This is a genomic window from Gemmobacter aquarius (assembly GCF_003060865.1).
Classification (GTDB): Bacteria; Pseudomonadota; Alphaproteobacteria; order Rhodobacterales; family Rhodobacteraceae; genus Paragemmobacter; species Paragemmobacter aquarius.
On record NZ_CP028918.1, the window covers coordinates 2720604 to 2742419 of the forward strand.

The following is a 21816-nucleotide window of genomic DNA, read 5'->3' on the forward strand; positions in this document are numbered from 1 at the left end:
CGCCCCGCCGCCAGCCCCAAACGGGAGGAACGACCAGATGACCGACCAAAGCCCGAACGACCAGTTCCACGCCCAAAGCTTCCTGCAAGGGCATAACGCGGAATACATCGACCAGCTGCAGGCCCGCTATGCCACCGACCCCGCGTCGGTCGATGCCGCATGGGCCGAGTTTTTCCGCGCCTTGGGCGAAACCGAAGTCGATGCCAAACGCGCCGCAACTGGCCCGTCATGGGCGCGGGCCGACTGGCCGCCGACCCCCGCCGACGACCTGACCGCCGCGATGACCGGCGAATGGCCCGCAGCCCCCGCCAAGGACGCCAAGGCCACCGCGCAAAAGATCGTCGCCAAGGCCGAAGAAAAGGGCGTCTCGCTTTCCGACGCACAGGTGCAACGCGCCGTGGTCGACAGCATCCGCGCGCTGATGATCATCCGCGCCTACCGCATCAGGGGCCATCTGGTGGCCAACCTCGACCCGCTCGGGATGCGCGACGAAAAGATGCACCCCGAGCTTGACCCCGCCTCCTACGGCTTTTCTGACGCCGACATGGACCGCCCGATCTTTCTCGACAAGGTGCTGGGGCTTGAAACCGCCTCGATGCGCCAGATCATCGAGATCGTCAAACGCACCTATTGCGGCACCTTCGCCCTGCAATACATGCATATCTCCGATCCCGAACAGGCGGCTTGGCTGAAAGAGCGGATCGAAGGCTACGGCAAGGAAATCGCCTTTACCCGCGAAGGGCGCAAGGCGATCCTGAACAAGCTCGTCGAAGCCGAAGGCTACGAGAAATTCCTGCACGTCAAATACATGGGCACCAAGCGTTTCGGCCTCGACGGCGGCGAAGCCCTGATCCCCGCGATGGAACAGATCATCAAACGCGGCGGCGCGCTCGGCGTGAAAGAGGTCGTGATCGGCATGCCGCACCGTGGCCGCCTGTCGGTGCTCGCCAACGTGATGCAAAAACCCTACCGCGCGATCTTCCACGAATTCCAGGGCGGTTCCTACAAGCCCGAAGACGTGGACGGTTCGGGTGACGTGAAATATCACCTCGGCGCGTCAAGCGACCGCGCCTTCGACGGCAACATCGTCCACCTGTCGCTGACCGCCAACCCCAGCCACCTTGAAGCGGTCAACCCCGTCGTCCTCGGCAAGGTCCGCGCCAAGCAAGACCAGTTCGGCGACCAGATCAACCGCGCAACCGTCCTGCCGATCCTGCTGCACGGCGACGCGGCCTTTGCAGGCCAAGGCGTCGTGGCCGAATGCTTCGGCCTGTCGGGCCTGCGCGGCCACCGCACGGGCGGCACCATCCACATCGTGGTGAACAACCAGATCGGCTTTACCACAGCGCCCTCGTTCAGCCGCTCGTCGCCCTATCCGACCGATATCGCGCTGATGGTCGAAGCGCCGATCTTCCACGTCAACGGCGACGACCCCGAAGCCGTGGTCCACGCGGCCAAGGTCGCCACCGAATACCGCCAGAAATTCCACAAGGACGTCGTCATCGACATCTTCTGCTACCGCCGCTTCGGTCACAACGAAGGCGACGAGCCGATGTTCACCAACCCGGCGATGTACACCCGCATCAAGAAGCAAAAGACCACGCTGCAACTCTACACCGAACGCCTCGTCAAAGACGGCCTCATCCCCGAGGGCGAGATCGAGGATATGAAGGCCGCCTTCCAGTCGCGCCTGAACGAGGAATTCGAGGCCGGCAAGAACTTCAAGCCCAACAAGGCCGACTGGCTCGACGGCCGCTGGTCCGGCATCGACCGCGAAGGGTCCGACTACACCCCCGGCGACACCGCCATCAAACCCGAAACGCTGGCCGAAGTGGGCGCGGCGCTGACCCGCATCCCCGAAGGCTTCGACATCCACAAGACCGTGGCCCGCCAGTTGGAAGCCAAGGCCAAGATGTTTGAAACCGGACGCGGCTTTGACTGGGCCACCGCCGAAGCCATCGCTTTCGGCTCGCTCGTGACCGAAGGTTTCCCCGTCCGCCTGTCGGGCCAGGATTGCACCCGCGGCACCTTCAGCCAGCGCCATTCGGCCTTCATCGACCAGCAGACAGAAGAACGCCACTACCCGCTGAACCACATCCGCGCCGGCCAAGCCCGGTACGAGGTCATCGACTCGATGCTCTCGGAATACGCGGTCCTCGGGTTCGAATACGGCTATTCGCTGTCGGAACCCAACGCGCTGACCATGTGGGAAGCGCAGTTCGGCGATTTCGCCAACGGCGCGCAGATCATGATCGACCAGTTCATCAACTCGGGCGAAAGCAAATGGCTGCGGATGTCGGGCCTCGTCATGCTCCTGCCCCACGGCTACGAAGGCCAAGGCCCCGAACACTCCTCGGCCCGGCTCGAACGCTTCCTGCAAATGTCCGCGCAAGACAACTGGATCATCGCCAACTGCTCCACCCCGGCGAACTACTTCCACATCCTGCGCCGCCAGATCCACCGGTCCTTCCGCAAACCGCTCGTCCTGATGACGCCGAAATCGCTGCTGCGTCACCCGATGTGCATTTCGCAAGCCGCCGATTTCACCACCGGCAGCACCTTCCACCGCGTCCTCTGGGATGACGCGCAAAAGGGCAACTCCGAGCTGACCCTGAAACCCGATGCCGAAATCAAGCGCGTCGTCATCTGCTCGGGCAAGGTCTATTACGACCTTCTGGCCGAACGTGACAAACAGGCGCTGGAAAACACCTACATCCTGCGCCTCGAACAGTTCTACCCCTTCCCGGCGCTTGCGCTGACCAAGGAACTCGAACGCTTCAAGGGCGCCGAAATCGTCTGGTGTCAGGAAGAACCGAAAAATCAGGGCGGCTGGTCCTTTGTCGAACCCAACCTCGAATGGGTGCTGACCCGCATCGGCGCCAAGCACAGCCGCGCCCGTTACGCGGGCCGCGACGCCTCGGCCTCGCCCGCCACCGGCCTCGCCTCGCGCCACAAGGCCGAACAGGAAAAACTGGTGAACGAAGCCCTCACCGGCTGACCCCATCCCCCGCGCCACCACAGGCGCGGGCCATCACACAGGGGCCACAGGCCCGAACCGGAACGATTGGCGCCATAGCGCGCGGAGGAATGAACAGATGACCGATGTTATGGTGCCGTCACTCGGCGAAAGCGTATCCGAGGCCACCGTTTCCACGTGGTTCAAGAAAGTCGGCGATTACGTCAAGCAAGACGAGATGCTGTGCGAGCTTGAAACCGACAAGGTGTCGGTCGAAGTGCCCGCCCCCGTCTCGGGCACCCTGACGGAAATCATCGCCCCCGAAGGCGCAACCGTCGCCGCCAGCGCCCGCCTCGCCATCATGACCGAAGGCGCCGCCACAGCCCAAGCCCCCGCCACCGCCCAGCCGGAAATCAAATCCGCCGCCGTGGTAGGCTCGCCGGGTGACGGCCCCGAACAGCTCGTCGCCCGCAAAGACGTCGAAGACGCCCCCGCCGCCAAAAAGGCCATGGCCGAGGCTGGCCTGACCCGTGACCAAGTCCAAGCCACAGGCCGCGATGGCCGCGTGATGAAGGAAGATGTCGCCCGCGCCACCGCCACCGCAGCCCCTGCCCCCGCCCCCGTGGCAGCCCCCGCCGCCATCCCGCGCGGCCCCGTCGCCGCCGACGATGCCGCCCGCGAAGAGCGGGTCAAGATGACCCGCCTGCGCCAGACCATCGCCCGCCGCCTGAAAGACGCGCAAAACACCGCCGCCATGCTCACGACCTATAACGAGGTCGACATGTCCGGCATCATGGAGCTGCGCAACAGCTACAAAGACCAGTTCGAGAAAAAGCACGGCGTCAAACTCGGCTTCATGTCCTTCTTCGTCAAAGCCTGCACCCACGCCCTGAAAGAAATCCCCGAGGTGAACGCCGAAATCGACGGCACCGACGTGATCTATAAAAACTACGTCCACATGGGCGTGGCCGTGGGCACCCCCTCCGGCCTCGTCGTCCCCGTGTTGCGCGACGCCGACCAGATGGGCTTCGCGCAGATCGAGAAAAAGATCGCCGAACTCGGCCTGCGCGCCCGCGACGGCAAGCTGAGCATGGCCGAAATGCAGGGCGGATCGTTCACCATCTCGAACGGCGGCGTTTACGGCTCGCTCATGTCCTCGCCCATCCTGAACCCGCCGCAATCCGGCATCCTCGGCATGCACAAAATCCAGGACCGCCCCGTCGTGGTTAACGGCCAGATCGTCATCCGCCCGATGATGTATCTGGCGCTGTCCTACGACCACCGGATCGTCGACGGGAAGGGTGCGGTCACGTTCCTCGTGCGCGTCAAGGAAGCACTGGAAGACCCGCGTCGGTTGCTGATGGATTTGTAAGGGTGCGCGCATAGCGCACACCCTACGTAGGGTGCGCCTTCATGGCGCACCTTACCCTCCCGCCCTCTCACGCCGGTCCATAAAATGACCCCCGAACTCACCGCCCTAACCCTCGCAGGCCTCCTCCAGATGGTCCAGTTCATCCTCTTCGCGGTCCCCGCGAACCTTGAGCTTGGCACCCGCTACACCTCCGGCCCCCGCGACAAACCGCCCGAGCGTCCCGTCTCCACCCTGACAGGCCGCCTGCAACGCGCAATGAACAACCATTTCGAGGGGCTGATCCTCTTCACCCTCGCCGTAACGGTCGTCACCCTCTCCGGCCAATCGACCACCACGACAGCCACCCTCGCCTACACCTACCTCGCCGCCCGCGTCCTCTACATCCCCGCCTACGCCCTCGGCCTTACCCCGTGGCGCTCGGGCGTATGGGCGGTGGGCTGGTTCGCAACCCTTGCGCTGATGTTAACGGCGCTGATCTAAACTGTGCATCGACTGTGCATTCCCGTTCGCACGAAAAACCGAAGGATCTGACCCATGGCAAGCTTTGACGCGATCATCATCGGCGGCGGCCCCGGCGGCTATGTCTGCGCCATCCGCTGCGCCCAACTCGGCCTGAAAGTCGCCGTGGTCGAAGGCCGCGAAACCCTCGGCGGCACCTGCCTGAACGTCGGCTGCATCCCGTCCAAGGCACTGCTCAATGCCACCCATCACCTGCACGAAGCCCATGAAAACTTTGAGAAAATGGGCCTGATGGGGCCTGCGCCCACCGTCGATTGGCCCAAGATGCTGGGCTACAAAGACGACGTGATCGGCCAGAACACCAAGGGCATCGAATTCCTGTTCAAGAAGAACAAGGTCACATGGATCAAAGGCTGGGCCTCCATCCCCGCCCCCGGTCAGGTGAAAGTCGGCGAAGACATCCACACCGCAAAAAACATAGTAATTGCAACAGGTTCCGAGTCCTCACCCCTGAACGGAGTGACCATCGACGAGAAAACCGTCGTCACCTCCACCGGCGCGCTGACCCTTGAAAAAATCCCGCAAAAACTGGCAGTTATCGGCGCAGGCGTCATCGGGTTGGAGATGGGAAGCGTCTACGCCCGCCTCGGTTCCGAAGTCACAGTGATCGAATACCTCGACGCCATCACCCCCGGCATGGACGCCGAGGTCGCCAAAGCCTTCCAGCGCATCCTGCAAAAACAAGGGCTTAAGTTCATCCTCGGCGCCGCCGTCCAAGGCGTCGACACCACCGCCACCGGCGCCACAGTCCGCTACAAGCTGAAAAAGGACGACTCCGAAGCCACCTATGAGGCCGACACCGTCCTCGTCGCCACCGGCCGCCGCCCCTATACTGCAGGCCTCGGCCTTGGATCGCTCGGCGTCGAAATCCTGCCCCGCGGCCAGATCAAAACCGACGCGCATTTCTCCACCAATATCAACGGCCTATACGCCATCGGCGACGCGATCATCGGCCCCATGCTGGCCCACAAGGCCGAAGACGAAGGCATGGCACTGGCCGAAATCCTCGCCGGAAAAGCCGGCCACGTGAACTACGCCGTCATCCCCGGCGTGATCTACACCACCCCCGAAGTCGCAAGCGTAGGCCAGACCGAAGAACAACTCAAAACCGAAGGCCGCGCCTACAAGGTCGGCAAATTCAGCTTCATGGGCAACGGCCGCGCCAAGGCCGTCTTCCAGGGCGACGGCTTCGTGAAAATCCTCGCCGACAAGGAAACCGACCGCATCCTCGGCGCCCATATCATCGGCCCGATGGCGGGCGACCTGATCCACGAAATCTGCGTCGCCATGGAATTTGGCGCCTCGGCCCAAGACCTCGCCCTCACCTGCCACGCCCACCCCACCTATAGCGAAGCGGTGCGCGAAGCAGCCCTCGCCTGCGGCGATGGCGCAATCCACGCATGACCAAAGGGGGGGGCGGCCGAACACTCAGCCCCCCATTTTCTGCCCTGAACTATCCCACGGGTAGTCCGTCGGTTTCGCCATCGGTTCAAGAAACCGATGGACTGCGGGGTGTGAAACCCCCGGCGGCCCGCCACACGCACACTGCCAGCCGTAACCCTAACCCGCCAGATGCCGCAGCCCCTGCGTCACATCCGTCCTGACCGCCAGCCGCAAGCCCGGCTCGTCGCCCGCCTTCAGCGCGGCAAGGATCATGCGGTGATGCTGCGGCGGTTCCTTCCGGCGCAGCTTGGAATAAAGCGCCCGCATCGTCGGTCCCAGTTGCAGCCAGACCGTCTCGCACATCGCCAGCATCGCCGGTGCCTGCGCCCGCAGATACAAGGTGCGGTGAAACTCCAGATTGGTCCGCACATAGGCCACTGCATCCTGTTTCACCACAGCCTCGGCGTTCAGCGCATTTATTGCCGCCAAGCGCTCGATCAGCGCAAAATGCGCCCGCGGCAAGGCCCGCGAAGCCATTTCCGGCTCCAGCAAAGCCCGGATCGCCGCCAACTCCTCGATCCGCTCGGGGCTCAGTTCCGGCGTCGACACCCGCCCCGAGGAGGACAGCGTGAACGCCCCCTCGGCCACCAGCCGCCGCACGGCCTCACGCGCGGGTGTCATCGACACATCGAACTGCTTGCCGATCCCGCGCAGCGTAAAGGCCTGCCCCGGAGCCATCTCGCCATGCATCACCTGCTGGCGCAGACTGCGGTAAACCCGCTCGTGCGCTGCGGCATTGGGGTCGGTCTGGCGCGGTGTGATCATCTAACCTCCGAAGCGAAAGGCATGCAGGGCCTGCCCTTCGGTATGCAGCCACCTGCGCTGTACCTGCCAACGCGGGTAAAGCCGTTCGACCACGGCCCAGAACCGGTCGGAGTGGTTCATCTCGACCATATGCGCGACCTCATGCGCCGCCACGTAATCGAGCACAGAGGGCGGTGCCATCACCAGCCGCCACGAATACATCAACGCCCCGTCATGCGCGCAAGACCCCCAGCGCGACCGCGTATCGCGCAAGGTCACGCGGCTCACCTTGCGGCCGATCTGCGCGGCGTATCGGTCGGACGCCGCCACGAGCCGCTCCCGCGCCAAGGCCTTGAGGAACGCGCCCACCCGCACACTGGCGACCGCCGGATCGCCCGCCACCACCAGCGTCTCATCCTCGATCCGCACACTGCGCCCCGGCCCCGTAACCAGTCGCAGCATCCGCCCCTCGACAGGCACCAGCGTCCCGATGCCCACGCCTGCCACCACGGGCATCGCGGCCAGCGTCGCCCTGATCCACTCTTCTTGCGCCCTCGCGAACGCCATCGCCTCGGCCTCGCGCGCCCGAACCGGCATAGACAAGGTCACACGCCCGTCCAGCCGCGACACCCGCAGCGAGAATCGTCTCGCCCGCGCCGACCGCTTCAGCGTGATCTCGACCGCCCCGCTATGCGCCCCCGATGCTGGCAGAACCGGCATGCATCCCCTTTGAAAACAAGCGCAGGATACCGCGCCCGCAGCCAAGGGCAACCGGCCCCGCCCCCAAAGCGGAAAATGACGCATTTTCCGCGCCGGAGTTTTGCGAAAACTCCGCCCCCCACCGTCGCGCCTCCGAATTTGCGTCAAATTCCGCCGCGGAAAATGCGTCATTTTCCGCGGCCGCCTCTAAGCCGAATAAAGCCTTTGACACCCGCCTTGGCCTGTGGCAAGCGACACCGCTTATCACGCCTGTCCGCAGGCACCTTGAACCAAGGGGACGACCATGCCCAAGGAAGAATGGGGCACGAAGCGCATTTGCCCGACGACCGGCAAGCGCTTTTACGACCTGAACCGTTCGCCGATCGTTTCGCCCTATACCGGCGAAGTCGTCGATATAGAATCGGCCCGTCGCAAGATGGCTGCCGCCGTCATCAGCCGCGCCGTACCCGAAAAGGACGACGAGGTTCTGGTTGACGATCTGGAGGCCGATGACGATCTGCTCGAAGCCGGTGTCACCGACGATGCCGAACTCGACGACGATCTCCTTGAAGACGACGCCGATGACAACGTCTCGCTCGATGAGTTGGCCGATGTCGCAGGCGACGAGGAAGAGCCCTGATCCAATCCTGACAGGGCCGCCACCAACGGCGCAAGAAGGTGCGTTTTTCCTCTTGCACCCCCCCGCGCCCTAAACTAGACAACGGCCACCGAAGCAGGCGACTGCTTCGCCCATCGAAGCGGAAACGCTTCGACCTCCGGTGGGGTCATAGCTCAGATGGGAGAGCGCTTGAATGGCATTCAAGAGGTCGGGAGTTCGATCCTCCCTGGCTCCACCAACACAAATATAGAAAACTGTTTGAAATCAATGGCGTTGCCCCCTGGGCATCGGGATTTCTTATGATTTTGCTACATATTTTGCAACAAAACTTGCTACAGAATTTTTCGGTCTTGGTAGGTGCCGCAGGGATTGCGCTTATGAATTAGGCGCTCGCCCCCTGACATGATGAGGCAGACAAACAGAGACGCGCTGCGCCTTGTTGGAACGACTTTAGACTCAGGCATGGGATTGGTGACTTCGTCTGGCAGGGTCGGTCGCTACACCTCTTCGCCGGTCGCCAACGCTGCTGAAGTTGTCTTCGGAGCCATCTGTCGGTCGGTAACGATACGCCGCACCGCGCACGGAGGGTCGGCAACAGAAATCGCCGAGGGTCCCTATCGGGATACGGCTATTTCTGTTGCCGGCCCGAGCACGTCGGGCAAGTTGATCGTTCCGGCTGACAGAGGGGCTGAAGAGAGCGGGCTGTCTTTGGTGAATCATGAGGAGGTGCAGGGGTCGGGGGCAGCATGCCCCCTTCGGGTCATGCCGGCATGGCAGGGTGAGTTTTGGACCACCATTATGTCACGGATGACCGTCTTGATCCCACATCGACCCCACGCTGACAGAGGGTCATTTTCGAGATCTTTCCGTCGTTTCCGGCTGCCGACCGCGTAATCGGCAGACACAAACGCTCAGCTTTCGGCCTCGACCATCATCCCGATGACGATCAGCACCTGATAGTCCTGCTTGCTGCACCCCTCGACCGCCGGCATGACCATGCCGGGCGTCATGGGGAAAACAGACATGGGTGCTTTTGCGGGCGAGCAGCTTTGTCCGGAAACATTTTCGGTATAGAGCGCGGCCCGACAGCCGAAATGCGTCACGTCGTAGATCGTCGCCCCGTCGTCCAGGGTCCAGCCTTGTTTGCCGGTGGCATCAGGTTCGGAAACCGTCAGAAGAGATGTCACCTCGCGCCCTCCGGTGACGACATACTGGCCGGCGGGAAGCGGAAACTGCGGCGCCTCCATGATAAGGCCATGCTCTTCCAGCCACCAACCCTTTGGGTCGAACTGCCAGCCGTTCGGGGCGGCACCCGCATTTGCGACCAGATCGTCGAAGTCACCGATGCGAACCCCGCGCGGACCGGGGTCGATCGCCCACAGGCCCCATGTGCCTGCGTCGTCGCCTGCCGAAGCCTTCGGGTTACCCAGAGCCGCAATATATTGCGTGGGGATGCGGACAAAAGTCGCCTCGGCCCATGCGGGCACAGAGGCCGTCAGTGCGACCACAGAGAGGACTACGCCGCATAACATTCGCAAGGCTTTCATGGCAGGTTTCCGTCCCCGTTCGCTGCGTCTGACCAAAAGGAAGAGTAGGGCAGTGGGGACCAAAAGCAAAATGCTGGCTGATTTGCAGTTTCAGGGCAGTAAATGCCCGGCCCGAAGCGCCTGTATCTGGCTCCTGATCCCACACCGCGCCCACACCCTTCCCCCTGCTCACAGCGGAACCCTGCTCAAATCCACGCAGACCGCGCGGCCGGTTTCGCCGGTCCAGCGGGGGAGCTTGCGAAGCATGTGGCGTCCGTCGCCGGGGATGACCAGACCGTGCTGGAGGAGAAGTTTCAGGGCACTTGCGGCCTCGGTCGGGTTTCCGAACCAGCCTTCGAAGGCCTCGCGACTGATGCAGGCGTAGTCGTCATCCTTCCAACCGATAGCGACCGTGGGGGCATCAGGCCTGCCCTGCGGGGTGATGAAGCGGTGCTCGCATTCCTCGAGGTGCATCCAGAGGGTCTCGATTGCGCGGTTATCCTTCATCAAGGTGAAAAAGGCAGGGTTGTCGAACTGCCGCAACGCGCGGAAGGCGCAGTGCCGTATCGCCTTGGTCAGTCCGGCGAGCGTCCAGGGGGCGAGGCCAAAGTCGATCGCCAGAACGCCAGCCGCATAGATGATCGCGAAATTGCGGAGCATGCGGTGGTGCTGCGGGCTGGTCCACCGCCCCGCGGCCAGAACAATCAGACTTCCGTGTTCCAGTTCGACCTGTTGCTTCGCCCTTGCGATCGACGCCGGTAAATCCTGGCAAAGAGCCTCGATGTAGGCCCGCCCGAGGCTGCCGGCATGCTGCGACGCCGCGGTCTTGATGGCCGGCACGAACGCAGTGTCTGAGTCGAAAGGACCGAAGGTGTCGAACAGCCCGTACCTGTGCCCCTGCACCGCAATAACCGGATGGCGGACCCGTTGGCCGGTCTGGACGGGCTCCTTGCTCGCTTCGGTGGGTGTGGTTTCGCCTGTTGTTAAAAGAATGGTCTTCCATTCGTTCTGATGCGCGGCATCTCCGTTGGCGGTGGCGCGCAACTTTCCCCTTCCGTTCGCAACGCCGCAGGAGTCTTTCGCCATGCCCGCGCGCGGGCGCGGTTCATCGAGGACGAAGGCATGATCATTATGACGGGCAATGACCGGCTCCAAACCGTTCGCGGTCGCCTCGGCGGTCATAAGGTGACCACGCGAAAAAACCGCATGGGCCATCGTCCCGGCACTGGATTTGCCCACCGAAGACATCCCGTCGAGATGCACACTGAACCCGTTTTCGCCGATCAGACGCAGGAGCGGACCCGCCAGCTGCAAAGCGATCACCATCGTCGGAATACGGTTGTCCTCTATCAGGCGTTTTACCCCTTCGCACCATTTCAGGGCTTCGCTGCGATAGCTCTGCGTGAAGGTCGGGCCCGCATAGATCGCGGCGATGGTGTCGGGATCCGCGCCGATGACAACGCCATCCTGCATGCGGAAGGCAGGCACCGGCCCGAAAGCCCAGCCCGTCCTGGTCAGGGCGATCTTGCTCGCCTCGACGGGGAAGGACTGGATCAGCGTTGCTACCTTACCTTCCTGCCCGCGAGCGCAACGCAGACCAAGGTCAGCAAGGTTTTTGACAAAACGGCCGCCTTGGACGAGGTCGGCTTCCTTGACCAATTCGCGCTGCACGCGCCCGTGGGGTGTCGAAAACACAACCTCGCGCGGATACCCGCGCCGTTGTCGCGCCGGAAGTCCGCGATGGTCTTGTGATCCGGCACCAGCTTGCCGGTCAGCCACATGACCTCGACGTTGCGCCCTGCCTCGCGTTCCAGCCTGCGGCCAGACGGGATGCGGTTGAGGTAGCCGTAGATGAACAGCTTGAGCAGCACTGCAGGGTGATAGCCGGGCCGTCCCGTCCTCGCGGCGGCAGAGCGAGCGAAACCAAGACGTTGCAGATCCAGCTCTTCGACGAAGAAATCGACAACGCGCACGAGGCTGTCCTCACCGATCCAGTCGTCCAGCCGATCAGGAAAAAGCACCGACTGGCCGCGATCGACGCCCTCGATGAAACCCGCCATGCCCGCCTCCGCCTGACCTGCCGAAGTCTAGCACAGAGAGCAGTTTCCACACAGCCTCGGCCCAAAGCGGCCGTTCGTCTGAGTTCGACGTCTATGTGTTCGGCCCCGAGGGGCCGGCGCTTGGCGCGCCGGCCCGGCTGGTTAGTTGGTCAGGGCTTGGCGGAGGCGGGACGTGGCGTAGTCCATCGCTTGGGCGGCCTGCGGCACGACCGTTCCCATGCCGAAGAATTCGTGTGTCACCGCGTCGTAATTCTTCATCTCGACCGCAACGCCGGCCGCTTCGAGAGCTTTGGCATAGGCCATGCCCTCGGATCTCAGGGGGTCGATCTGTGCCGTGATGACGGTGGCCGGTGGCAGACCGGAGAGGTCGGTCCGGCTGACGAGGTTGATGCGAGGATCCGCCGCATCGTCGGGCTTGGCGAAGGCGTTTTCCACGAACCAGGCCATGTCAGCCTTGCCCAAGGGCGCGGCATCCGCGTTTTCGAGATAGGATGAGGTCGTCATGTCGTTTCCGGCGACGGGATAGACCAGCAGCTGATGCAGGGGCTGGGTGATCTTTGCGTCGCGGGCCATGATGGCCACGTTGGCGGCAAGGTTGCCACCCGCGCTTTCGCCGGCGAGCGCCATATGCGCGGCGTCCCCGTTGAAGTCGCCCGCATGTTCGACGGCCCAGACATAGGCGGCATAGGCATCTTCATGGGCGGCCGGGAACACGTCTTCCGGACCTTGGCGGTAGTGCGACGAGACGACGATTGCCTTTGCGCCGACCGACAATCGGCGGGCCGAGGCGTCGTAGGTGTCGAGATTTGCGATCACCCAACCGCCGCCGTGGTAATAGACGATCACCGGAAACGGGCCCGCGCCGGGTGGTGTGTAGATACGCGCCTTTATCTCGCCGCCGGGGCCGGGGATCGCGACATCGCGCATCTTGATCTCGGCGGCGGGACCGGCATCGATGCCCTTGTCCTTCATCACCACCGCCACGGCATCGGCGGGTGTCGGCTGTGCCCGTGCCTCTTCGACCGTGAGGGTATGGAGCGGCTTTGCGCCGAGCGCCTTGAGCGCGTCGAGAACGGTCTGCATCTCCGGCGACGGGGTCGCCATTGCCTGCGCCGTTCCGGTTTCCGGCTTGGTTTGGGCCGTTCCGCCAGAGGCAAGCGCGGCGAAGACCACCGCCGAGGTTACGGCGACCGAGGGCAACATTTTGAACCGCATATCAACATTCCTTTGTTTGGCCGAAGCTCGGCGTGCGGTCGGCAACCGCAGGCCGGAGCGATTGTTCCGGACTGCGGGGCAGCCCGTTCCGGCGGGAACGCGGCGTGGCGCGGCGGGAGGCGCAAGGGCGTGGAGCGGCCAAGGCGTTGATCTCGTTGCCCGCAGGGCGCGGGCAGGCCGCGGCAGGGATCGAGGCTTGGCAGAGAAAAGAATTCTGCCACGTCACGGTCCAAGGACGATCCTTGCAAGGGTCGGGAGCGCCAACGCGCCGGCGCGATGCGCGATGGTGGATTTCTGCGACAGGGCCGGATTGGACGGTGCAGTTCTATCGGTTCGGTGGTAAGGCTACGGTTGTACCCCTTGCGGTCCCCTTGACCGAGCCAATGCGTGTTCTGCCTTCAGACAGGCGTGGCAGTGGGAAACACCACCGAACAACTTGGATTGGACGCGCCTTGAATCGGACAGCGGATCAACGCACCGCCTCGGACTCGTCTGCCTCCGAGTCCAGTCGCGACACGGTAGGCAAGACCGGTGGCGGGCCGCGGCATTGCCCGCTTGTCGGGATCGGGGCTTCGGCGGGCGGGATCGAGGCGTTGATACGTCTTTTCGACGCCATGCCCCCGGACAGCGGCATGGCCTTTGTCGTCGTGATGCATCTCGATCCGACACGGGTCAGCGGGCTAGCCGATGTTCTGGGCCAGCACACGAAGATGACGGTCGGCGAGGCCGTCGATGGCGTTGCGGTCGAACCCGACCACATCTACGTCATCCCGCCTGCAACCTCGTTGACGGTGGAGGAGGGGCATCTTCGGCTGAGCGAACCGGTCGAGCGGCGCGGTGCCCGCTATCCCATCGACCGGCTTTTCGAGTCGATGGCGACACATCGGCGCGGACGGGCGATCTGCATCGTTCTGTCGGGTTCCGGCACCGACGGCACCGGCGGCCTGCGCGAGGTCAAGGCCGAAGGCGGCTGCGTTCTTGTGCAATCCCCGTCGACGGCAAAGTTTGATTCCATGCCGCAAAGCGTGATCATGGCAGACCTTGCCGATCACGTGCTTGCGCCCGAGAACATGCCCGAAATCCTGTTGCGCTATGTGAAACATGCCTATTCCGCCGGAGCCGAGCTTTTTGCCGACGGGCCGTCGCGCGATGTGTCGATCACTCCGGTGCTTGCGCTGCTGCGAAGCCGCGCGGACCACGATTTCCGCCTCTACAAGCGCAGCACGCTGACGCGACGGATCCACCGCCGCATGGGGCTGTGCAACCTGCACAGCGTGGAAGACTACCTCGACTACCTGCGGTCGCAGCCGGGAGAGTTGGAAACGCTGGCGCGCGATCTGATGATCAACGTCACGACGTTCTTCCGCGATCCCGAGGCATGGGCCGCGCTGGATGAAAGCGTGCTCGCCGCGCTTGTGGCCGAGCGCGAGACCGGCGCCGCGATCCGTCTTTGGGTGCCGGCCTGTGCCACCGGCGAGGAAGCCTATACCTTGGCCATGCTGCTGGTCGACCGGGCCGAGGCGGCGGGCAAGCGCTTCGACATCAAGCTCTTTGCCACCGACAGCCGCGAGGACAACCTGACGATCGCACGCGCGGGGCTGTATTCCGAGGGGGCTATTGCAGCGATCCCGCCACATCTTTTCGAGCGCCACTTCGACATGCTCGGCGAGAATTGCCGGGTCAAGGAAGAGCTGCGCGACATGGTCGTCTTCGCCGCCCACAACCTGCTGCGCGACCCGCCGTTTTCGCAGATCGACGTGGTGACCTGCCGCAACCTGCTGATCTATTTCGAGACCGCCGCGCAGAAGCGCGCGCTGGCCCTGATGCATTTCTCGCTTCGGCAGGGCGGCTACATGATGCTTGGCAATGCCGAAAGCGTCTCGGGGCGCGAGGACCTGTTCGACACAATCTCGAAAAAATGGCGGATCTTTCGCAGGCTCGGACCGAACCGGCACGACATCCTCGACTTTCCGCTGTTTCCCGGCCGGTCGCGGCCCGGCGCTGCGGATGGAGCGGCCGCGCCCGAGGCCAGCCGCCTGCCGCCGCGCATCGTCGATGTGGCGCAGCGCGCGCTTCTGGAGCGTTTTGCCCCCGCCTCGGTGCTGATCGGGCGGAACGGGGAGGTGGTCTGGGTGCACGGATCGACCGGTGCCTATCTGGAACCGCCGCCCGGTGAACCCAGCCGCGACATCCTTGCCATGGCGCGGCATGGCCTGCGCGCCAAGCTGCGCCATGCGGTGCGCGATGCCATCGCCGAGAACCGGCCGGTCGAATTCCGCGTGAGGATCCGGCGCGATCACCACGAACAGCCCGTGGCGGTGGCGGTCGTCCCGCTGTCGGAACAGTCGGACGCGCTGCTTCTGGTCAGTTTCCGCGACATCGGCCCCGAGCAGACCATTCCGGCGACTGCCGATGAAACGGACCGGATGGTGACGCAGCAGGCGGTCGAATTTGAACTCGTCGCCGCGCGGATCGAGTTGCGCGAGACCGTGGAACAGTTTGAACGCACCAACGAGGAGCTGAAGGTCGCCAACGAGGAAGTGACCTCGATGAACGAGGAGCTTCAATCGACGAACGAGGAGTTGGAGACCTCGAAAGAGGAACTTCAGTCGTTCAACGAGGAATTGCAGACCGTCAACAGCCAGCTTCAGCACAAGAACCAGGAATTGGCGGATACGACCGACACGCTGAACAACCTCTTGGCCAGCAGCGAGATCGCGACAGTGTTTCTGGACCGGAATTTCTGCATCAGATGGTTTTCGCCGAGCAGCAAGGGGCTTCTGGCACTGGTTGATACCGACATCGGCAGGCCCGTCACCCATTTCGCCTGGAAGGTCGAGGATGATGCGCTTTTGCCCGATGCGCGGCTGGTGCTGCAAAAGCTGACGGGAATAGACGCCGAGGTGCGCGGCAGTGCCGGACGCTGGTATCTGCGGCGCGTGCTGCCCTACCGGACCCATGACGACCGGATCGCGGGCGTGGTGATCGCCTTCGTCGACATCACCGAGCGCAAGCTGGCGCAGGATGCGATCAAGGAGGCGCTGGACTACGCCGAGGCGATCATCAACACGGTCCGCCATCCCGTGATGGTGCTTGACGCCGAGTTGCGCGTCCAATCCATCAATCCGGCCTTCTGCGAAGCCTTCAGCTGCCCGCCGGATGAGTCCAATGGCTATCAGTTGCACGAACTGGACCACGGAGCCTGGGACATTCCCGAACTCCGCCGTTTGCTGCGCGAGGTGTTGAGCGAGGCGCAGGCCTTCGACGATTTCGAGATCGAGCATGTGTTTCCCAAGCGCGGGCGGCGGCACATGCGTCTCAATGCGCGCAGATTGGTGCATGGCGGCGATCGTACGAAACTGATCCTGCTGGCGATCGAGGACGTGACCGCGAACCACGAGGCCGAGGGGCTGCGCCAGACCCTGATCAGCGAGCTCAGCCACCGCGTGAAGAACACGCTGGCGATGGTGCAGTCGATCGGGTCGCAGACGATCCGCCAGAGTGCGACGCTGGACGAATTCAGGATTGCGTTCGAAGGGCGTCTGACCGCCCTGGCGCGGGTCCATGACCTTTTGCTGCGGCAGAACTGGGACGGAGCCGACCTTGACCAGCTTGTCCGCGAGACGCTGGCTCCGCATGGCCGAAAAGACCGGATCCGCGCCGAGGGCCCCACCCTGACCATGACACCCGATGCCGGCGTGGTGCTGGCGATGGTTTTGAACGAGCTTGCCACCAACGCCGTCAAATACGGCGCGCTTTCGGAAGGGGACGGCCGTCTCGACATCCGTTGGGAATTGCAGACCCGCGCGGACGGAGACTGGGTGTGCCTGACCTGGACCGAAACCGGCGGCCCTGCGGTCGCTGCGCCTTCGCGGCGTGGGTTCGGATCAAGCCTGATCGAGCGCAGCATCACCCATCAACTCGGCGGCACCGCCGAGCTGGACTTTCGGGCCGAGGGGTTGCAGTGCGACATCGCCTTTCCGCGGAAGATCGACCAACGCCCTCCGGGCCGAAAGGAAACCTGATTTGTGTCCGATTCCAGTGAACCACTGAAAGGCCTGCGGATTCTCGTCGTAGAGGACGAGATGCTGATCCTTCTCGACATCGAGGACATGCTGCACGAGTTCGGTTGCGTGGTCGTGGGTCCGGCGGCCACCGTCGCCGCAGCCCTCGCGGTCATCCGGAGCAACGAACTGGACGGCGCTTTGCTCGACATGTCGCTGCGCGGCGAACGCGTCACGCCCGCGGCCGAGGAACTGCTGGCGCGCGGCGTGCCCTTCATCCTCTGCACCGGCTTCGGCAGGGACCCGCGCGACGAGGCCGCGATCCGAGATGCGCCGAGGCTCACCAAGCCATTCTCCAAGGAAAGTCTGCTTTCCTTGATGCACCAGACGTTCAGGGCCGTGACGAAACCATGATCCGTAATGGACGATGTATGCAAGGAGACGACGGCACATGAAAGATCTGACTCCATTGGCATGACCTCTTAGCTGAATTCGGGTTGTTCGCATTTCGCTGTGATGACGTCGACGCCCTCCTGCATCGAGCTGCCGAACTCGTTTCCGAAGCATTGGATTTGCCGCTCGTGAAGCTGCTGGAACACCATCCTGAGCAAGGCGAAATGCTTATTCGTGCGGGAGTGAATTGGCAGCCCGGTGTGGTGGGACACGAAACTTTCGGAGACGACGAGCGATCCCCCGGGGGCCATGCCCTGCGTTCCGACAAGCCAGTTGTATCCCCAGATATAGACCTCGAAGACCGCTTTGATATACCGGACGTGCTGCGTCGCCACGGGTGCGGAGCATGGTCAACGTTATCATCGTCGGCCAAAACGCACCCTTCGGCGTGTTGGAAGTGGATGAACGAGAACCACGAGATTTCAATGCGAATGACATTGCGTTCTTGCAGACCTATGCGAATTTGCGCGCCGCAGCGATTGAAAGGGTTCGAAGCCATATAAAGCTCAGCCAAGGTGCGAGCGAGCAAGCTATTCTGGTTCGCGAGCTCGGTCACAGAGCCCGAAATTTGCTGGGCTTGGTGCGCGCTCTTGCCACACAAACATCTACGACTGACCGCACCGCAGAACAGTTTCGCTCGGCCTTTATCGGTCGGCTGATGGCCCTGTCTGTCGCGGAAGGCATAGTTTTTGAAAGCAGCGGCGACCGTGCCGATCCCCTTCCGCTGGCCCGCGAAGTGCTTGCGCCATTCCGCGATGATGATCCAAAAAAGTGACCATTGACGACAAAGGCCAGATGCGTCACCGTGCCATAGATCAGGGCGAGGGCGATCCTTGCCTTGCCGCTTGGCGGTGCAGCGCATCCCGCCACCAAGGCCGTCAGCCGCCCGATGGGCGTTTCCGGCGTCGTCATGTCCGCTGGCCCCGTCTTTGCGCGAAGGGAACGCACATCAGGGCAACCAGCGTGAGCAGCGCGATCATCAGCCATGCTTCGTTGATCGCCATCGTCAACGAAGCCTTTTCCAGCAGGGGTGCGAGCATCGCCATGCTTGCGGGGTCAATCGGTCCGCTGGGCAGGGCCGTGATCATCGCTTCGGGGATGCCGATGAACCGCGCGGCATCGGCATCGCCGGTTTGCAGCCGCGCCACAAGATCGGCGGCGTGCTGCGGACCGCGCGTGTAGATCACCGTGTCTATCAGTGCCAGTCCGATTGCCCCGCCCAGATTGCGCATCAGGTTGAACAGGCCGCTGGCATCGGGCACCCGCTCGGGTGCCAGTGCCCCGAGGGCAAGGCGGGTTGGCGGCAAGAGGCAGAACATGATGGCGAGGCCCCGCACTACCTGCGGCCAGAACATCTCCGCGCCGTCCGTCCGGGACGTCTGGAAGCCGCTCATCGCGAGCCCCGTGGCAAAAACGGCAAAGCCCAACCCCGTCAGCAGGCGCGCATCGGCCCTTTGTTCCAGCGCAACGGCGAGGGGGGCCATCAGCAACTGCACGACGCCGGTGACGAGCATGATCGTTCCGATCTCGAGTGCATCGTGCCCGCGCACGAAGGCGAGGAAGACCGGCATCAGATAGACCGATCCGAAGAGCCCGATCCCGAGGACGAAGCTGAGGAGGCAGCCAACCGCGAAGCTTCGGCTGGCGAAATTGCGCAGGTCCACGATTGGCGTGGCGGTTGAAAGGCTGCGGCGCACAAAGCCCGTTCCGCTGATGACGGCAAGCGACAGAAGTCCGATCCCAAGCCCCGACGTCCAGCCGCGTTGCGGAGCCTCTTTCAGCGCGATCTCGAGCGCGCCAAGCGCGACGGCCAGCATGGCCAGCGACAGCCAGTCGATCCTGCGGACCAGCCCCATCTGCATCGCGGCGCGTGGCAGCACCGTGGCTGCGACTGCAATTGCGACCACGCCGGGGACCACATTGATCAGAAACAGCCAGTGCCAAGAATAGGTCTCGGTGATCCAGCCCCCGACAATGGGGCCGACCGTCGGGGCCAGCACCGCCAGAACACCGGCCAGCGTGGTGGCGATACCCTGTCGGCTTTGGTCAAACAGCAGGAAGACCGCCGCGAATACCGCCGGAATCAGCGTTCCACCGGCAAGCCCCTGCACGATACGCCAAGCGATAAGCTCAGTGAAACTGCCCGAAGCGGCGCACCCGACCGAGGCGATGGTGAAGATCGCCGTTGCCGCAACGAACAGCCAGCGCATCGTCAGGATACGCATCAGCATTCCGGTCAGCGGGATGGCGATGACCTCGGCGATCAGATAGGCGGTCTGCACCCAACTCATCCGGTCGGGGGCGATCTTCAGGGCGGCTTGGATGTTTGGCAGCGAGGTCGCAACGATCTGCACATCCAAGATCGCCATGAACATGCCGATGCACATCGCGCCGAAGCCAAGCCATGTCGCGATCTGGGCCGGTTCCGTCGGGTGCCGATCAGCGCGCAGCATGGTGGCGGGCCATTTCCAATCCGGCGTTCTCTGCCCTGATACGGACCGTAAGGACCGCAGCATTCAGCGCCGTGAAAACGACCGCCAGCCAAGGCAAGCCAAGGCACAGCGGCAGCACTGCGATCTCTCCGATCACGACGATGTAGTTCGGATGGTTGACGTATCGGTAGGGGCCCCGCGCCACCAGCCGCTCGCCCGGCACGATGATGATGCGTGTTGTCCAGCGCGGACCCATCGTCGCCAGAACCCAGATCCGGCCGAGTTGCAGCACCACGAACACCGCGAGCCATCCCCCGTTCACCGGCTGGCCCGCGCCAAAGGCCCACAGGCTGGCAAGCCACAGGCCGTGCAGCACGACGATTGCCGGATAATGACCGGAGGCCCTTTCGGTCGCGCCTCGGGAAAGCAACCGGGCCGTGTTGCGCCGCGCCAGCCACAACTCGCCCAGACGGGACAGGGTGACGAAGCCAAGCAGCAGAACGGCCGGCGTCATGCGGCGGCCTGCAAGGAAACACAGCTCGCGGTAAATCCCGGCCCCATCGCCGTCAGCAGCGTGCGGGGCGGAAGCCCGTCCCTGACCAGCCGGTCGAGTACGAAGAGTGCGGTCGGGGCGGACATGTTGCCATAGTCGGCCAGAACCCCGCGTTCATGGTTCAGGGTGCCCTGATCCAGTGACAAGGCGCGTTCCAGTGCGGTGATGACCTTTGCCCCGCCGGGGTGGCAGGCGAAACGGTCGACCGCGTCCAGCCCCAAGCCATTCCGACCCAGGATGGTTTGCAGGGCGGGTGCGATGTTTGCCTCGGCAAAGGGCGGGATGGCGCGGTCGAAGATCACGCCAAGTCCGCTGTCATCAACACTCCACCCCATGATGTCGAGCGTCTCGGGCCATGTGTGGTGTCCCGAGAACTCTACAGCGGCAATCCCGTCTCCCGCCGACCCCAAGACGCAGGCGGCCGCGCCATCGCCGAACAGCGCAGTCGCAACGATGTTTTCCTTTGTCAGCTTGTCGAGGCGAAAGGCCACCGAACACAACTCCACAGCGACGACCAAGACGTTGCTTCCGGGCCGCGACGCTGCCAACCGTGCGCCCAGCCCCAGGCCGGTGACACCGCCCGCACATCCGAGGCCGAAGACCGGCACGCGCTCGACATCGGTGCGAAATCCCATCTGCCCTGCGACGCGCGCGTCGATGCCGGGCGTTGCCAATCCGGTGGACGATATGGTGACGACGGTGTCGATATCCGATCCCGCAAGCCCCGCCTCGGCAAGCGCCTTCGATGCAGCCGCAACGAACAGCGCACAAGCTCCGTCAAGATATGCCGCGTTGCGTTCGGCCCATCCCAGCGGCTGAAGATACCAATCCAGAGGTTTGACGAGGTAGCGCTTCAGGATGCCCGAACTTTCGAACACCTTCACCAGACGCTCGAAATCATCGTATCGCGCCGAAAAACTCGCATGGGCTACCTTGGCTGCGTCGCGTTGATGGATCAGGTTCGGGGGGACGGCTGTGCTGACAGAGACGAGTTTGACCTGGTGCGACACCATCGTCTTCCTTTGCTCTCACTCGTCACGGAATTGTGGCGCATCCCTGAGCGCGCCAGAACCCGTTTCGTTCCGGACTTGAAGCAAAGCTCACGTGTAAGTGCAGAGCCTGCTGCGGTGGCTGGATGAAACAACGGGACGCGAAGGTCCGCTTTCCGCCCGGATCGTTGATGAGTAGTTCGGGCCCGCTGCAGATGCACCGCAAACTGGA

16 protein-coding genes, 1 tRNA gene and 2 pseudogenes are annotated in these 21816 nt (G+C 63.5%); 10 read left to right on the plus strand and 9 right to left on the minus strand.

Annotated elements, in window-relative coordinates:
• The first annotated feature begins 37 nt into the window (after nucleotides 1-37).
• From HYN69_RS13155 to lpdA, 4 genes are all read left to right on the plus strand, one after another.
• Complete coding sequence (locus HYN69_RS13155; RefSeq protein ID WP_108436142.1) at nucleotides 38-2998, plus strand: 2-oxoglutarate dehydrogenase E1 component; 2961 nt, start codon at nucleotides 38-40, stop codon at nucleotides 2996-2998.
• A 97-nt stretch (nucleotides 2999-3095) separates the two neighbouring features.
• Complete coding sequence (gene odhB, locus HYN69_RS13160) at nucleotides 3096-4328, plus strand: 2-oxoglutarate dehydrogenase complex dihydrolipoyllysine-residue succinyltransferase (RefSeq protein ID WP_230426405.1); 1233 nt, start codon at nucleotides 3096-3098, stop codon at nucleotides 4326-4328.
• Between the two features lie 84 nt (nucleotides 4329-4412).
• Nucleotides 4413-4808: an MAPEG family protein gene (locus HYN69_RS13165; RefSeq protein WP_108436143.1), complete on the plus strand. Its 396-nt coding sequence runs from the start codon at nucleotides 4413-4415 to the stop codon at nucleotides 4806-4808.
• A 54-nt stretch (nucleotides 4809-4862) separates the two neighbouring features.
• Nucleotides 4863-6251, plus strand: a complete 1389-nt coding sequence (lpdA, locus tag HYN69_RS13170; protein ID WP_108436144.1) for a dihydrolipoyl dehydrogenase — start codon at nucleotides 4863-4865, stop codon at nucleotides 6249-6251.
• Between the two features lie 156 nt (nucleotides 6252-6407).
• On the opposite strand, the gene HYN69_RS13175 is transcribed toward lpdA, so the two are convergent.
• Together HYN69_RS13175 and HYN69_RS13180 are read right to left on the minus strand one after the other, a co-directional pair.
• On the minus strand, nucleotides 6408-7055 hold the full coding sequence (locus HYN69_RS13175; RefSeq protein ID WP_108436145.1) for a GntR family transcriptional regulator: 648 nt from the start codon (nucleotides 7053-7055) through the stop codon (nucleotides 6408-6410).
• Nucleotides 7056-7754 carry a M48 family metallopeptidase gene (locus tag HYN69_RS13180; protein ID WP_108436146.1) on the minus strand — a complete coding sequence of 233 codons (699 nt, stop codon included), beginning with the start codon at nucleotides 7752-7754 and terminating at the stop codon, nucleotides 7056-7058. It abuts the gene before it with no gap.
• A gap of 283 nt (nucleotides 7755-8037) precedes the next feature.
• Between HYN69_RS13180 and HYN69_RS13185 the strand changes: the two genes are divergently transcribed.
• Together HYN69_RS13185 and HYN69_RS13190 are read left to right on the plus strand one after the other, a co-directional pair.
• Nucleotides 8038-8373, plus strand: a complete 336-nt coding sequence (locus HYN69_RS13185) for a TIGR02300 family protein (RefSeq protein WP_108436147.1) — start codon at nucleotides 8038-8040, stop codon at nucleotides 8371-8373.
• Nucleotides 8374-8514: 141 nt separating this feature from the next.
• Nucleotides 8515-8590 (plus strand) — tRNA-Ala (locus HYN69_RS13190).
• A 673-nt stretch (nucleotides 8591-9263) separates the two neighbouring features.
• Here the strand turns inward: HYN69_RS13190 and HYN69_RS13195 are convergent.
• The 4 genes and pseudogenes from HYN69_RS13195 to HYN69_RS13210 all read right to left on the minus strand — a co-directional run bounded on the left by HYN69_RS13195 (nucleotide 9264) and on the right by HYN69_RS13210 (nucleotide 13153).
• Entirely contained in the window at nucleotides 9264-9884 is a 621-nt protein-coding gene (locus HYN69_RS13195; protein ID WP_159082467.1) for a hypothetical protein, read from the minus strand.
• 183 nt (nucleotides 9885-10067) lie between these two features.
• Nucleotides 10068-11549, minus strand: a complete 1482-nt coding sequence (locus HYN69_RS13200) for a DUF927 domain-containing protein (protein ID WP_230426406.1) — start codon at nucleotides 11547-11549, stop codon at nucleotides 10068-10070.
• 29 nt (nucleotides 11550-11578) lie between these two features.
• A pseudogene (locus HYN69_RS13205) lies at nucleotides 11579-11938 on the minus strand (transposase); the annotation flags it as partial.
• 141 nt (nucleotides 11939-12079) lie between these two features.
• Complete coding sequence (locus HYN69_RS13210; RefSeq protein WP_230426407.1) at nucleotides 12080-13153, minus strand: alpha/beta hydrolase; 1074 nt, start codon at nucleotides 13151-13153, stop codon at nucleotides 12080-12082.
• 452 nt (nucleotides 13154-13605) lie between these two features.
• Here HYN69_RS13210 and HYN69_RS13215 point away from each other — a divergent pair, with 452 nt between their 5' ends.
• The 4 genes and pseudogenes from HYN69_RS13215 to HYN69_RS13230 all read left to right on the plus strand — a co-directional run bounded on the left by HYN69_RS13215 (nucleotide 13606) and on the right by HYN69_RS13230 (nucleotide 18385).
• A complete protein-coding gene (locus tag HYN69_RS13215; RefSeq protein WP_159082469.1) occupies nucleotides 13606-17178 on the plus strand; it encodes a chemotaxis protein CheB in 3573 nt (1190 codons plus the stop codon).
• A gap of 3 nt (nucleotides 17179-17181) precedes the next feature.
• On the plus strand, nucleotides 17182-17571 hold the full coding sequence (locus HYN69_RS13220; protein WP_216824608.1) for a response regulator: 390 nt from the start codon (nucleotides 17182-17184) through the stop codon (nucleotides 17569-17571).
• A 158-nt stretch (nucleotides 17572-17729) separates the two neighbouring features.
• Nucleotides 17730-17903, plus strand: a pseudogene (locus HYN69_RS21935) (hypothetical protein); the annotation flags it as partial.
• Between the two features lie 53 nt (nucleotides 17904-17956).
• Nucleotides 17957-18385, plus strand: coding sequence for an HWE histidine kinase domain-containing protein (locus HYN69_RS13230; RefSeq protein WP_108436152.1), 429 nt, complete (start codon nucleotides 17957-17959; stop codon nucleotides 18383-18385).
• Nucleotides 18386-18518: 133 nt separating this feature from the next.
• On the opposite strand, the gene HYN69_RS13235 is transcribed toward HYN69_RS13230, so the two are convergent.
• Genes HYN69_RS13235 through HYN69_RS13245 form a run of 3 tightly spaced genes read right to left on the minus strand, consistent with a single transcriptional unit; the run spans nucleotide 18519 to nucleotide 21608 of the window.
• Entirely contained in the window at nucleotides 18519-20063 is a 1545-nt protein-coding gene (locus HYN69_RS13235) for a DHA2 family efflux MFS transporter permease subunit (RefSeq protein WP_108436153.1), read from the minus strand.
• Nucleotides 20050-20556 carry an isoprenylcysteine carboxyl methyltransferase family protein gene (locus HYN69_RS13240; RefSeq protein WP_108436154.1) on the minus strand — a complete coding sequence of 169 codons (507 nt, stop codon included), beginning with the start codon at nucleotides 20554-20556 and terminating at the stop codon, nucleotides 20050-20052. Before HYN69_RS13240 ends, HYN69_RS13235 begins: the two co-directional genes overlap by 14 nt.
• A complete protein-coding gene (locus HYN69_RS13245; RefSeq protein ID WP_230426408.1) occupies nucleotides 20553-21608 on the minus strand; it encodes a type III polyketide synthase in 1056 nt (351 codons plus the stop codon). The genes HYN69_RS13240 and HYN69_RS13245 overlap by 4 nt, the downstream gene beginning before the upstream one ends.
• Nucleotides 21609-21816 lie beyond the last annotated feature (208 nt).